Annotated in this window: 11 protein-coding genes; 5 read left to right on the forward strand and 6 right to left on the reverse strand. The window is 54.2% G+C overall.

What is annotated here, in order from left to right; all coding sequences use genetic code 11:
* Positions 1 to 13: 13 nt before the first annotated feature.
* The 3 genes from V6D20_03890 (at position 14) to V6D20_03900 (ending at position 3,626) form a co-directional block, all read left to right on the forward strand.
* Positions 14 to 1,066, forward strand: coding sequence for an ABC transporter ATP-binding protein (locus V6D20_03890; protein ID HEY9814932.1), 1,053 nt, complete (start codon positions 14 to 16; stop codon positions 1,064 to 1,066).
* 130 nt (positions 1,067 to 1,196) lie between these two features.
* On the forward strand, positions 1,197 to 1,994 hold the full coding sequence (locus tag V6D20_03895; protein HEY9814933.1) for an ABC transporter permease subunit: 798 nt from the start codon (positions 1,197 to 1,199) through the stop codon (positions 1,992 to 1,994).
* Between the two features lie 45 nt (positions 1,995 to 2,039).
* Positions 2,040 to 3,626, forward strand: a complete 1,587-nt coding sequence (locus V6D20_03900) for a Gldg family protein (GenBank protein ID HEY9814934.1) — start codon at positions 2,040 to 2,042, stop codon at positions 3,624 to 3,626.
* A gap of 19 nt (positions 3,627 to 3,645) precedes the next feature.
* On the opposite strand, the gene ybaK is transcribed toward V6D20_03900, so the two are convergent.
* Positions 3,646 to 4,125: a Cys-tRNA(Pro) deacylase gene (gene ybaK, locus V6D20_03905; GenBank protein HEY9814935.1), complete on the reverse strand. Its 480-nt coding sequence runs from the start codon at positions 4,123 to 4,125 to the stop codon at positions 3,646 to 3,648.
* A 10-nt stretch (positions 4,126 to 4,135) separates the two neighbouring features.
* Entirely contained in the window at positions 4,136 to 4,513 is a 378-nt protein-coding gene (locus V6D20_03910) for a c-type cytochrome (protein ID HEY9814936.1), read from the reverse strand.
* A gap of 219 nt (positions 4,514 to 4,732) precedes the next feature.
* Here V6D20_03910 and V6D20_03915 point away from each other — a divergent pair, with 219 nt between their 5' ends.
* On the forward strand, positions 4,733 to 4,939 hold the full coding sequence (locus V6D20_03915; GenBank protein ID HEY9814937.1) for a hypothetical protein: 207 nt from the start codon (positions 4,733 to 4,735) through the stop codon (positions 4,937 to 4,939).
* 289 nt (positions 4,940 to 5,228) lie between these two features.
* On the opposite strand, the gene V6D20_03920 is transcribed toward V6D20_03915, so the two are convergent.
* The 3 genes from V6D20_03920 to mrdA form a co-directional block, all read right to left on the reverse strand.
* A complete protein-coding gene (locus tag V6D20_03920) occupies positions 5,229 to 5,612 on the reverse strand; it encodes a hypothetical protein (GenBank protein HEY9814938.1) in 384 nt (127 codons plus the stop codon).
* A 221-nt stretch (positions 5,613 to 5,833) separates the two neighbouring features.
* Complete coding sequence (locus V6D20_03925) at positions 5,834 to 8,290, reverse strand: VIT domain-containing protein (protein ID HEY9814939.1); 2,457 nt, start codon at positions 8,288 to 8,290, stop codon at positions 5,834 to 5,836.
* 221 nt (positions 8,291 to 8,511) lie between these two features.
* Positions 8,512 to 10,302: a penicillin-binding protein 2 gene (gene mrdA, locus V6D20_03930; protein HEY9814940.1), complete on the reverse strand. Its 1,791-nt coding sequence runs from the start codon at positions 10,300 to 10,302 to the stop codon at positions 8,512 to 8,514.
* A gap of 977 nt (positions 10,303 to 11,279) precedes the next feature.
* On the opposite strand from mrdA, the gene V6D20_03935 reads away from it, so the two are divergent.
* Positions 11,280 to 11,606: an STAS domain-containing protein gene (locus tag V6D20_03935; protein ID HEY9814941.1), complete on the forward strand. Its 327-nt coding sequence runs from the start codon at positions 11,280 to 11,282 to the stop codon at positions 11,604 to 11,606.
* 271 nt (positions 11,607 to 11,877) lie between these two features.
* On the opposite strand, the gene V6D20_03940 is transcribed toward V6D20_03935, so the two are convergent.
* On the reverse strand, positions 11,878 to 13,020 hold the full coding sequence (locus V6D20_03940; protein HEY9814942.1) for a SpoIIE family protein phosphatase: 1,143 nt from the start codon (positions 13,018 to 13,020) through the stop codon (positions 11,878 to 11,880).
* Between the last annotated feature and the right edge of the window lie 285 nt (positions 13,021 to 13,305).

The following is a 13,305-nucleotide window of genomic DNA, read 5'->3' on the forward strand; positions in this document are numbered from 1 at the left end:
CTATCGTTAAGCCATGATTGAAGTTGAACATCTCAGCAAACACTATGGCAGCAGCACCGCCATTGATGACGTTACCTTTTCGGTCAAACCGGGAGAAATCCTAGGGTTTCTGGGCCCCAACGGTGCGGGAAAAACCACCACCATGCGCATTCTGACCGGCTATCTACCGGCCAGCGGCGGCACGGCGCGGGTGGCTGGGTTTGATGTCCATGACGATTCCATGGCGGTGCGGCAGCGCATTGGCTACTTGCCAGAAACGCCGCCCCTCTACCCAGATATGACCGTTGAGGCGTTTTTATACTTCGTGGCTCGTCTGAAACATGTGGCGGCGGGCGATCGCTCCACGCGGGTCATGTCGGCGATGCAGCGCTGCAATTTGGTGGATAAACGAGGGGTGTTGATTTGCAAGCTATCGAAGGGGTTTCGCCAACGGGTGGGCATTGCCCAAGCGATTGTCCATGATCCGGCAGTGATTATTCTGGATGAACCGACGGTGGGTCTCGATCCTCGCCAGATTATTGATGTGCGCAATCTGATTCGCAGCTTGGCGGGGGAGCACACAATTATTCTGTCCACCCACATTCTGCCGGAGGTGAGTGTCACCTGCGATCGCGTCACCATTATCAACCAAGGGCGGGTGGTGGCGACGAATACCCCGGATCAACTGGTGGCTCAGCTCACCGGTGGCTTGGGCTATGACTTGGAAATTGAAGGGAATGGCGAACAGGTGCGGCAGGCGCTGCAAGACCTCACGCCGGTGCAGTCGGTGCAGATCGTTCCCTCAGAGGGCCAAGCTCGTCAACACCTGCAGATCACCACGGAAGGGCCCGAGGATCCGGGGCGGGAGATTGCGGCGATCGTCGTTGGAGCAGGCCTGGGCCTCTACGAAATGCGCCGCCGTCAGGTGAGCCTAGAGGACGTGTTCCTCCAGCTCACCACTACAGAATCCGCTGCGTCGGATGCCTTTGAGGATGGGGAAGCGATCGCCCCAGAGTCCCAAGAGGAAGCGATCGCCCCAGAATCCCCACCCGAGCCACCGCCTACCGAAGATCCTCCCTCGCTCTAGATCACCCTTTTTGTAGGGTGCTGTTAGGCGTAGCCGTAACGCACCATCTTGTACCGCTTTGGATGCGCACGCTACCAATCCAAAGGCTTTCTAGGTATTGTTTATATCGTTGTCAGGAGCCAGCCTCTAGATGGGTGTTTTAGTCAGCAACATCATCGCCATCTATCGCAAGGAGCTACAGAGCTACTTTGCCTCCCCCTTTACTTATGTGATCACTGGGGTATTTTGGTTCATTAGTGGGCTATTCTTTGCCGCCATTTTGCTCGGGCCCACTGGGGTAATTGCCCAGGTGGCGATGCAGGATCAGTTTGGCGGTGGCGCGCCGGTGGATGTGCCGAGCCAATTTTTGATTGTCTACCTCGGGGTGATCGGGTCATTATCCTTGTTCATCCTGCCAATGCTGTCCATGGGGCTCTATGCCGAGGAACGCAAGCGCGGCACCCTAGAACTATTGGCCACCTCGCCGATTACCAACTGGGCGGTGGCGGTGGGTAAGCTGCTGGGAGTACTGACGTTCTTTTTCACCATGACGGTGCCGCTGTTGATCTATGAAGCGATCGCCTTTTTGTCTGCAGATCCGCCTGCCAATCCAGTGCTGCTGCTGGTGGCCCATGGTGGGCTGCTGCTGCTAGCTGCCGCTGTGCTATCGCTGGGGATGTTTGTCTCATCGCTCACCGACAGCACCATCCTCTCGGCAGTGCTGACCTTTGGGCTGATGCTGATGCTCTGGGTGACGGATTTAATCGCCAGTGGCGTTCAAGGGCCCGTCGGGGAAGCCATTGCACATCTATCGCTGCTCACCAGCTATGGCAACTTAATCCAGGGCATTGTGGAAACCAGCGATCTGGTGTTGTTCGCCAGCTATATCGTCCTCGGTATTTTTCTCACTGCCCAGTCGATTGAACTGCTGCGCTACCAACGCTCCTAGGGGCGATCGCCTCCCTCTGTTTTACTGCTGCAAGGTGCCTGTTAGATGAAACGAACGCCATTGACTTTTAAGGGACTTCGGTATTTGGTTTGGCTTGCGCCCATGCTGGTGATTGCTGGGCTGACGGCGGGTGTTGTAGCCGGTAGCTGGGGCCCCGTGCCGCTGGTTCTGATTCTGATCGGCCTTGCCATCGCCATCGGTTGGTTGATCAGCGAAAGTCGCGGTGGCTTTTGGCGACGGCGCTCGACCCAGGCCAATACCAATGGGTTGGTGGCCACGCTGGCCGTGGTGGTGATTTTGGGCTTGATCAACCTGCTGGGCGTCCGCTACAGCCAGTCCTTTGACCTCACCGAGAATCAGCTCTATACCCTGGCTCCCCAGTCGCAACAGGTGGTTAGCAGTTTGGATCAGCCGGTGAAGCTCCTGATCTTTGCTCCCACCCCCAATCCCACCGAGGAACGCTTGCTGAATAACTATCGCCGCCAAAGCGATCGCTTCAGCCATGAATACATCGATCCCCAAGCCAATCCCGTTTTGGCTCAGCAGGTGGGTGTGAGCACCATGGGCGAGGTCTATCTAGAAGTGGGCGAAGGTGATGCCGTTACCCGTCGCTATGTGCAAACCCTGACGCCCCAGCAACCGCTCTCAGAACGTTTGATTAGCAATGCCATTGCCCGCCTGGGCAGCGATCGCTCTGCCAAGATTTACATCACCCAGGGGCATGGCGAACGGATTCTAGAAGCTGGGCAAGGGGGACTATCGGAAGCGATCGCCCGTTTGCAGGATGAGAATTATGTGGTGGAACCGCTGCAACTGACGGAAGATGGACAGATTCCAGCGGATGCGGATGTGGTGATCGTGCCTGGGCCCCAGCAGGCTTTTCTAGAAACCGAGGTGGAGGCTCTGGAAACCTTTGCCCAGGGAGCGAATGGCCTATTGCTAATGCTGGATCCCACCACGGAGCCGGGTCTTGATAGTTTCCTAGACAACTGGGGCATTACCCTCAGTACCGATGCCCTGATTCTGGATCCCGAGGGCCAGGCGGTGGGTCTAGGCCCCGCCGTGCCCTTGGTCACCCGCTATGGCCCCCACCCCATTACCGAACAACTGAGCGGCATGTCTTACTATCCCGTGGCTCAGCCCATTGCTCTGACTGAGGTGCCAGGGGTGGAAGCGGTGCCGCTGCTGTTGACGGGCGATCAGTCGCAAGTGCAACCTATTGACGATCAGGGGCAAGTGCAGCTCGATCCCGATGCGGAGGAGCAGGGTTCCTTGGCGGTGGGGGTGGCGATGAGCCGTCCGGTACAGGGGAATGGCACCCTTTCCGAGGAACCTGTGGATCTGCTGGAGAATGGTGAGGATGGCGAATCGCGCTTGGTAATCATTGGCAACTCTGCCTTTGCCACGGATGGTTTATTTGGACAAGTGCTCAACGGCGATGTGTTTCTCAATACGGTTGCTTGGCTCAGCAATCAAGAAGGGGAAGTGCTGGCCATTCGTCCGAAGGAACCAACTAGCCGCCGTATTGTGCTGACGCTAGGACAGCAGGCGACCCTAGCGATCGCTTCCCTAGTTGTGGTGCCGCTGTTGGCCTTTGCCATCGCCATCGCCCTTTGGCTGAAGCGCCGGTAGATGACAAGAACTTGCCCATCTAGTCGGCAGTGGCGATCGCCCCTAGGGTGGCCTGCACCGATCGCACATAGTCTTGGGGCGCAAGAACCATGAGCATACCCCGCGTCCCAGCCGAGACAGCGATCGCGGCGTGATCGACTAAACTGCTATCGCCATAGACCGGATAGGCCTTCTTACAGGCCAGGGCCGTTACCCCACCGCGAATATAGCCGGTCAGAGCCTGCACCTCTTTGAGGGGAACGGGTTGCACCTTGCGATCGCCGCTGAGTTTGGCCAGGGCTTTTAGATCGAGCTGGCGGTGGGAGGGAATGACTGCCAGGCAGACACCGGTTTGGTCACCGCGAACGACGAGGGTTTTAAACACCTGCTGGGATGGTAGACCGATACCGGCGGCGGCTTTCTCAGCATCCAGGTCAGCGGGATCATAGTCGTAGGTGCGTAGCTCGTAGGGGATACCGAGGCGATCGAGGGATCGAGCAGCATTGGTTTTCTGAACCATGGGCTACCCCTCAAGACGGCCAACCGGCTTCGGCTTGCTGCAACACATAGGCGGCGACGTCGTAGATCTCTTGACTGGACAAGCGATCGCCATAGCCAGACATGGGCATTTTGCCCTGGGTCACGATGGTAGCGATCGCCTCTAGATCATCCATGTGATAGCGCTGTAAAGCCCGCTGCTTGAGGGATTTACCCCGACGGATAATGTTGCCTCCCTGGGCATGGCATCCGGCACAGTTGGCGGCAAAAACCACGGCCCCTCGATCGGGATTAGGGCTGCTGTCTGCTTGGGCCCAGACGGGGCTAACGCCAATGCTCAGGATCAAGAGTCCACTGATCAAGAGAGCGATCGCTCCCGGTAGCGAATAGCGCTTGCTCCACGGAGTCATCGCTCTGATCCCCGGAAATAGGAGGTTTTGTCGTTGTTGCATGATGCCAGTTGTGACCTGCGTTTCAAACATTGTGGGTTCTATGGCCCTAAGAGACCTTCATGGTGTGATTAATATCACAGCTAAGACTGATCTTCATCAATCTAAAGAACTTGTAAACCCTGGATAGTATAGACAGTCATAGCTCAGTCCATGTCGTCTCTAGCTGTACCTATCGTAATGATCGATCGTCTTGTTACGTCTGCCTTCGAAACAGGTTGTCTCAGTGTGGAGTCTGAAGCATTGATTCGCCAAGTGCTGGCGGCGCGTACCTATCGCGTTTCTGACTTGGAGCGACTGCAGCAGCTTAGGGATGCAGTGCAGTCTGGGCGGGTCAAACGTGAAGCGACTGGCCGATTTGAGCGAATTTTAGAAGTTTGTCGATAGACTCAATCACAGTCCACAGGCCGGATCGCATCACGCCGCATTATGGGGAGCGATCGCCTTTGATCTAGTTTTAAGTCGGTGGACTCCAGTCCATGAAGCCATGCCGGGTTTCAATTCCGCTCAACCCTCTTTTCATAGGGAATTGTCGAGTTTTGATTCCGCTCAACCCTCTTCTCTTCAGGAGTTGAGCCAGCAGCTTCAATACAGATTTACGCCAGCTATACGTTAACTCTATCCCAATCGATACATGGGATTAGTGATTGCAGATTAGGTGCAGGATCGCCAACTCTTAGGAATCTTCGAGCTGCTTAACCGATACATCAATGGCATCCACATCCACAGTTCCAGGGGGTGTCAGGCGCTGAAACACTCTGTCTTCCACCACCAGCGGTTCCCCACAGCTTGGGCAAGCCAACTGCATGTTGTTGAACCCAGCCAAGGAGTTGCTACACACAGGACATTGCCCTTCCACCAAGTTGCGTTTGAGCCACCAGCGAAACCCTAGCACAGCCACAATCGGTGCCAAGATCAGCAATCCTAGGAAGATGAAGAAGGACTTCACTAACCACCCTAGCCCAACAATGCCCAGAAACCAGATAATGGCAAAGGTTGTAATCCAAAAGCTAAGGCCAGACAAGTTGACTTGCAGATTGCTAAAGCTACTGGGCTTCACGGGCGATTCTCCTGCACGATAAGTTCTAGTCCGAGGTTTCGCGACCGGGGATGACGGGCTCAAACGGACTGCGGTGGTCTATCTTTAGTCTACGAAATTCGGCCCTTCTTGTCGCAAGGCATGAAGGACGGATGCCCGCCCTTGCCTGAGGGGCAAGGATGGGCAACGGTTTGGGTCAACCATGGGGCTGTAACAATGGGTTACAGGATCCGTTGCGACGCTTACGACTCATCGATCACACGTACCGTAAGACGGAGGGTGCCGGTTGTGGAGTCGGGCGATCGCCACCCCCGCAGATGATCGCGAACCTGTTGAATGAAGCTCAGGTCTTCTAAGGTCGAAGCTTGGTCATCCAGCAAGACCTGCTGCACGCTGCCGTTGACTAAGCGCAGTTCCATCAGTACTATCCCGGAGAGGCGATCGCTGATGTAAAGATTCTGTAAATACTGATCTAGGTTCGTGTAGATGTCATCGCTGTTGGTTAGGGCAACGCCATCAAGGGTGAGCTCGATGATCTCCAAGGGATGCTCATCGTCGATATCGTCCAAAACATCCTCAAGCTCAAAAGAGGGCATAGACTGAGGGATCGACCTGGTGGGTTGTCTACTCCCAGCAGTGCTGGTGGGGAAGGGGGTTGCTAAGGAAGGCGGTGGTGCTGAGAAAGAGCCACCAAACATGAGATCTTGGAGGTTAGTGCCATCGAAGTCAAAGGCATTGCCAAAGATGCCTTCATAGCTGACGCCATCGGGTAACTCCACCGGTACTTCTACGGTGCGACGGGTGCCATCGGGGTCAACACGCACTTCATCGGTGACGGCGACAAAGGCGGTGTATTGCGACAGCAGCCGATAGGCCAGGGCTGTTTGGGTGACGGCATTGACGCCCTCCACAGTTTCCATGCCATAGAGCTGGTTCATTAAGTCTTTGATGCGTGCCCGTCCCCAGAGTTGGGCGATCGCTCCCTGGGATGGCCCGCTCTCAAAATTAACTGCTAGGGTTTCCTCAAAGGGCACGCCCCCTGCCGCCATGCCGCGAATGCGCAGGACACCGGATTGTCCGTCGGTTTTCCGCCCAAAGATCACGAGGGGCTGTTCGGCAAATAGGTCGGGAATGGCCGAGGGATAGATCTCAGGGGCGTCGCCCTCGCCTTCCCAGGTCACGTCAATGTTGGTAAGAACAGGATTATTGATCTGGCGGAAGAAGCGCTCCGCGACCTCTCCAGAGGGTTCATCGTGACGAATCACTTGGGAGGTGCCACGCCCGGCCTCGGCTAGGCGATCTAAGAGGAAGCGATTGACGGAACTGCCTACCCCAAAGCTATAGAGCCGGTTGCCTGGTGCAAGGCGTTGCTGCACTTCGGCAATAATCTCAGCGTCGTTGCCAATATAGCCATCGGTTAACAGCACCACGCTACGCAGCCGTCCTTCCGGGGCAGGGGGAAAGTCGAGCACCGCCCGGATGCCGTTCAACAGTTCGGTGCCGCCATTGGCGGTGAGTTGATCCACGTAGGCGATCGCTCTCCGACGGTTTTCGGGGGTGTTGGGCAGGGGCGTGGCGGAGAGCTGCTCGGTGGTGGTGGCAAAGTCGATGATCGTAAAGGTGTCGTTGGGGTTGAGTCCATTAATCATGCGGCGCATGAGTTCCTGAGACTTCAGGAGGGGATCGCCCATCTGGGAGCCGGAGGTATCCATCAAAAACACCACGTCTTTGGGCACGATGGCGGTGCTGGGATAGTCGATGGCGGGGATCAGGTAGGCCGCAAAGTGACCGCCTTCTTCGTGACGCTGGGTGAGGACGGTGGCTTGGGGGCGATCGCTCATCACCTGGTAGCGCAGGATCAGGTCTTTATTGGGAATCGTATCGGCGGGATCGAGCTGCACATAAACTTCTCGCCCGCGAGACGTAGTCTGGATGGTGTGAGACGGAGAGGTGATATTGGTAATCGGCACCCCAGCATCTAGGTTAACGGTGACCTGAATATCGTGCCCCGATCGCTGATCCGGGGGAATGACTGGCGGTGTAATCCGAGTTGCATCAGGAACTTGGGGCGTGTTGCCGGTGACGGTGGCTGGGCCAGGAATGTAGCGCGGCCCGACCACCATAGGAAAGACAAATTCGTAATGGTCGCCCTCGAAGGTCAAGCTTTCGGTGTAGCGAATGGTGACGTCGATCTGTTCACCGGGAAGAATATTCGCCAGAGACTGGGTGAAAATATTGGCGCGCTCTTGCTCCAACAGCCCTGCTGTACGCCCTTCCTCGATCGCCTGTTGATAAATAGCCTGGGCTTCCTCCCGAGGTTTAATCTCGCCACGAATGATGCGATCGCCAATCCGAATTTCCATATCATCCACCGCCGCTTCATCGGGCAACGGGAAGACATAGATGGCTTCTAGGGGATCCTCAAAGGGATTTTCAAAGGTCTGGGTCACCTCCACCCGCGCCACATTGCCGCTGACCTGAGCCTGCACATCGGTGTGGATGAGGGGGAAAACCTGAGAGCCCCCCTCGTTTTGTACATAGAGCCCACCAAGGGCGGGAGTATCGGGGGCAGCCATACGGGTATCTCCTGGGGTTGAACGAACGGTGGGAGCCGTCTGGGCAGTGACATTGCCACCATACCGAACTAGACCTAACAGCCCCAAAACAGCGACAGCGGGTAGTAAATGAATGAATTTCATAGATCTAACTCCAGAGCAACAGGCGATCGCTCTCCCCTCGCACCCATCAACAGGGCTGGCGACAGCTTGCGAGCAATCGACCCTGTATGGCCTAGCGCCTTTCAGCATCGGAGCGATCGCTTCCAGCATGGCACTCCGATCCAACTGGGCGGGATTGGTTACCAAAAGGGAAACCACTGGTTAGCTCTACATCTAGACGAGGCCATCTTCCGACCGGAGCCCTAGGGATTAAAATACGCTTTGTAAATAGCATGGGCGATGGGCATGGCGCTTACCGATCCATAGCCCCCATTTTCCACAATGGCAGCGATCGCAATCTGGGGATCCTGGGCCGGCCCAAAGCCGACGAAAAGCGAGTGGGACGTCTGGCCTAAGACTTCCGATGTGCCCGTTTTGCCACCGGTGAGGGGAATGCTGCCATCGTTTAAACCCTGGGCAGTACCCTGCTGCACCGTGGCGATTAATCCTTCTCGAATAACAGCGATCGCGGCGGGATCGATCCCCGTGGGTATGGGCTGCATCTCGGGCGATGCGGTTTGATCCATCATCAAATGGGGGATCACCCGATTTCCACCGTTGGCAATGGTGGCGGTCATCACAGCCATTTCCAGCGGCGTCACCTGCACCACACCCTGACCAATTGCCATGCTCACCGTATCGCCGGTGTACCAAGGTTCGCCGTAAAGTTCTACCTTTTCTTCAGGGGTGGGGATCAAACCGTGATTGCCACCTTCTAGTCCTAGGGTCGGTGTGGTGCCAATGCCTAACATGGCTCCCCAGTGGGCGATCGCTTCGGGGCCTGCCGCCATCCCCACCTGATAGAAAAAGGTGTTGCTGCTCACGGCAAGCGCATCACGAAAACCAATCGCTCCATAGCCTTGATTGCTATGTTCCCAGAACTGGGTACCGCCAACGCTAATAAAGGCTGATGTATTGAGAATTGAGCCTGGATTAAACTTACCCGACTGCATCCCCGCCACCGCTGTCACAACCTTAAAGGTGCTGCCGGGCGGGTAGCCCTGGAGGGCACGATTGAGAAACGGCTGGCTTTCGCCCTGAAGCTGCTGCCATTCCGCATCGGTTACCCGGCGGGTAAAGATATTGGGATCAAAGGACGGGCCGCTGACCAAAACTAAAACCTCTCCCGTTTTGACATCAAGGGCGACAACCGCACCCCGTCGATTGTTCAAGGCCTGCTCTGCCGCCTGTTGCAACTTGAGATCAATGGTGAGGTTAACGGACTCCCCAGAAATCGAGGGTTCATTCCCCAAGATCCGCCGCTCTTGACCGTTAGCATCCACTTCCACGCGGCGATTACCCCAATGTCCTTCCAAGATGGGATTCGCCAACCGTTCGATCCCCATTTGCCCAACAATCATGCCGCTGGGATAGTTAGGATTGCTCTCCATATCAGCTTCGGTAGCTTCGCCAATATAGCCAATGATGTGGGAGGCAAGGCGTCCATGGGGATAGTAGCGATTGGATTCTGCCAGAATTTCAACGCCAGGAAACTGCTGGGCAAATTCTGCTAGGGCCACAAAAGCATCAGGACTGAGTTGCTGAGCAATCCGCACGGGCAGCGGCGACGAATAGCCTGCCTGCTCTAGCTTGGCGATCATCTCGTCTTTCGGGACATTCAGCAGGGGAGACAGTTGCTCTGCTAGATGTTGCCAATCTTCGGGGGATTGCTGGCGAGGCCAGAAGTAGACGGCGCGGCTGAGGCGATTGGCAGCAATCAACTCTCCGTTACGGTCGAGAATATTGCCGCGATCGGAGCGGATCGGTACTAGACGAGTCCGATTTTGCTCAGCTAGTTCGCGGTTGGCTGGGCCGGCTACCAGTTGGAGTTGGGCAAGACGATAGGCGCAAAATCCTAGGCAAACGGTGCTGAATAGGATGAACACGATCGCTCGCTGGAGGAGCGTTTCACGGCTGATCGGACTTTTGACCAATGAGGTCTGAACATTCCGAGACTGGGGGGTGGTAGATGAAAAGCGGAGGTCGGTAGTCATGAACGGTCATCCATATCCAAGAGTGGTAGAGAGCGCAGACGTGATGTACACCGATGGTGACTGAGCGTTATTGGGGAGTATGGGGAGGGTGTCCTAGCAGATTGTCAATGCAGATTGGTAATGGCTTCACGGTGAACGTGCGGTTGGTTTAGGGCGTTTTGTCGTTCTGGGTTGGATTTTTCGAGCGATTGCGGTTGGGATGACCCTGCCATACTTCAAGAGGGCAAAACCGTACGCCGATGAGCCTGGGTAAAAACTTGGAGTGTCTGCTCCAAGCTTGGCTGCTCGTCATAGGGGGTAAATCGTGCTTGCCTTAGAGTCTATCCATGGGATAGATGAATCCTGGGTGATCAGCCGCTAGGTCACGTTGTCTGAGCCTTTGCCTGAGCTTTCTGTCGCATCCTGAGATGGATTGGGACAAGGGCGATCGCATCCCCTATCCTACACAGATGCACACTACTGTCCTTCCCTCTAGAAATGAGGCAAAATCCGGATATTTTTTGATGAAAAATGAGTCGATATTGTGTGAGGAAGCTCCATCTTTGTGGTGATTTAAGGACGACGCACCTCTCTATGACCATAACCTAATCTTTATGAAAAAATGCTGTGGCTCAATGAGATTTTAACGATCGCTCAGAAGGTGCCAAGCACCTACACCCAAGGGATATTTGAATCTCTAGTATGGCTTTTTGAATCCGGCAGCTTGGCCTTGGCTGGGTGAGAAGCCTTAGTGCCTTTTATTCATCCTGGTCTAGGTGTCAAGCTACGGCGGTCAGATGATTCTAGGCATGGTTGTATAAATCTTGGCTCTAAATTTAGCTTTGGTCGGTTTGTCGGTTAATATTGGGGCGATCGGGGCGCTAATTTAAACACCTGGCAGGACATCCACCAGGTCTGCCATCCTCCTCGATGTTTGGCATCGTGGTGCAATCAATGACATTCTTGTTGAATATACGCTCAGTGTAGTTAGCATCATCATGAATTCACACATCAAAGTTGTTCAGCCAACCGGCATCTTAGATAGTACAAAAACCAACCAGTTTCGGGCTGAGATTAGTGAACTGGTGAATAGTGGCGCTAAGATCATTCTCGTCAATCTGAAGGATATAACGTTTATCGATAGCTCAGGGCTTGGGGCCTTGGTTATCGCCTTAAAAACGGTGCGTTCAGCCGGAGGGCGCTTCTACATCTGCTCAATTAATGAACAGGTGCGCATCTTGTTCGAGCTGACCAGTATGGATCAAGTCTTTGAGGTGTATGACAACCAAGAAGCTTTTGAGCAAGCCGTGCTATCGCCAAGCTGACCCTTTGAGCGTCAGTGCTGCTTGAGGGCAAGGGCGGCGCACCCAATGAGGCAGCGATCGCCTTCTTGGAAACGATGAGGGTCTGCAAGTCTGGAGCTCATGTCCAGAACTGGAGGGGCGATCGCGTTGGTGATGGCTCTCAAACGCTAGGCTCGTAGCCTAGAACGTTGTGTAACCATCAGGTCTAAGGCCTAGGTTGATAGGTTGCCTGCCCGCTCAAGCGCCCGATCAAGCATCTAGGGCAACCTGCGGCGCTTGGGGAGCGATCGCCTTAACCAAAGTTAATGCGTAGAAGTGAGAGATCGTCGTCGAATGAATCGACTTCGCTCTTTTCTTGCACCTGCTCCAGAATGATATCTAGGCTGGTGGTAATGGGTTCATCTGACAGTAAAGTTACAAAATCATCTAAGCCCCATGTTCCTCCCTTGAGCTGGCTGGCTTCAAAGGTTCCATCACTGAAGACATACAGGCTGCTGTTGCTGGGTACGTCATGACGTTTGCTTTGAAAGGATGCATCGGGCAACATGCCAATGGGTAGTCCTGGGGTTTTTAAACGCTCAATCATCCTTTTCCCCGAGGGAGCTTCATGGGTTGGCGTTGAAACTAAAATAGCGGGCGGATGACCGGCACTCGCATACATGAGCTGACGACGGGCTCGATTATAAACGCCATACCAAATGGTGAAATATTTTTCATTTTGGTTGGTCATTTGAAAGGTGTCGTTCAGCGCTTTTAGAACGTGGTGAGGTTGATAAAAGTTGACATCAGGTAGGGATTGTGACCGTAATAAATTTAAAACCGCCGTGGATAGTAAGGTTGCTCCTAAGCCATGCCCAGAAACATCGAGCAAATAGATGACCAAATAATCAGGATCTAGCCAGTAATAGTCAAAGCAATCACCGCCCAATTGACTAGAGGGGATGAAGCGTGCATCTACTTGCACTAGGCCTTTCAGGGGTTTCGGTAGGAGCGATCGCACGTAGTCTACAGCTTCCGATAGTTCAGACTCTAGACATTGCTTTTGATACTGGAGGTCGCGGGTGAGTTGGCGTAGGCGTAGACCGGCCCGCACCCTTGCCTGCAGTTCAGCGATTTCGATGGGCTTGGCTAAAAAGTCATCTGCCCCGGTATCCAGTCCTTTGACCCGGTCTTCCAAACTTCCCCGAGCCGTCAACAAAATGAAGAAAATCGTTGAAAATGTAGGATCTCCCTTGACTTGCCGACAGACTTCTAGACCATCCACAATGGGCATCATCCAATCGCAAATGATCAAATCCGGGTGTATTTTCTTAATTTGTTCAAGACCCTCTTGCCCATCAGATGCGATCGCAATTTCATACCCTTCCTTCTGTAGCGCTTTTTTTAGAAACAAGCGGATGATAGGGTCATCATCAATAACCAAGATTTTTGACATGGGCAAGTTACACTTTCTTGCAAACAGAGCGTCTACCTTTTGTAAGGGTTACAGCTTAAACTGTGGTGAATTATATAGATAAATATGATGACACATTCAGTTGATTTAATCGAAGTCCCAAAATAGAATTAACGCTAGCAACATCCAAGAAAACTTGGGATGACAATTCGTAATCTTCAGATTCACGGTTTCAGATCCACGCTTGGGGCATCGACATACGTTTGAAAAAACCAGAAAAACCGTCACTCATAGACTGGTCTTCTTGTGCAGATTTCACGTATTCTA

This window comes from Candidatus Obscuribacterales bacterium (genome assembly GCA_036703605.1).
Lineage (GTDB): Bacteria > Cyanobacteriota > Cyanobacteriia > RECH01 > RECH01 > RECH01.

What these genes read in the sequence shown, in the direction of transcription:
- V6D20_03895 (HEY9814933.1), top strand. Translation starts at nt 1,197, where the DNA reads ATGGGTGTTTTAGTCAGCAACATCATCGCCATCTATCGCAAGGAGCTA.
- V6D20_03940 (HEY9814942.1), bottom strand. Translation starts at nt 13,020, where the DNA reads ATGTCAAAAATCTTGGTTATTGATGATGACCCTATCATCCGCTTGTTT.
- V6D20_03900 (HEY9814934.1), top strand. Translation starts at nt 2,040, where the DNA reads ATGAAACGAACGCCATTGACTTTTAAGGGACTTCGGTATTTGGTTTGG.
- V6D20_03935 (HEY9814941.1), top strand. Translation starts at nt 11,280, where the DNA reads ATGAATTCACACATCAAAGTTGTTCAGCCAACCGGCATCTTAGATAGT.
- V6D20_03890 (HEY9814932.1), top strand. Translation starts at nt 14, where the DNA reads ATGATTGAAGTTGAACATCTCAGCAAACACTATGGCAGCAGCACCGCC.
- V6D20_03910 (HEY9814936.1), bottom strand. Translation starts at nt 4,513, where the DNA reads ATGACTCCGTGGAGCAAGCGCTATTCGCTACCGGGAGCGATCGCTCTC.
- V6D20_03915 (HEY9814937.1), top strand. Translation starts at nt 4,733, where the DNA reads ATGATCGATCGTCTTGTTACGTCTGCCTTCGAAACAGGTTGTCTCAGT.
- V6D20_03925 (HEY9814939.1), bottom strand. Translation starts at nt 8,290, where the DNA reads ATGAAATTCATTCATTTACTACCCGCTGTCGCTGTTTTGGGGCTGTTA.
- mrdA (HEY9814940.1), bottom strand. Translation starts at nt 10,302, where the DNA reads ATGACTACCGACCTCCGCTTTTCATCTACCACCCCCCAGTCTCGGAAT.
- ybaK (HEY9814935.1), bottom strand. Translation starts at nt 4,125, where the DNA reads ATGGTTCAGAAAACCAATGCTGCTCGATCCCTCGATCGCCTCGGTATC.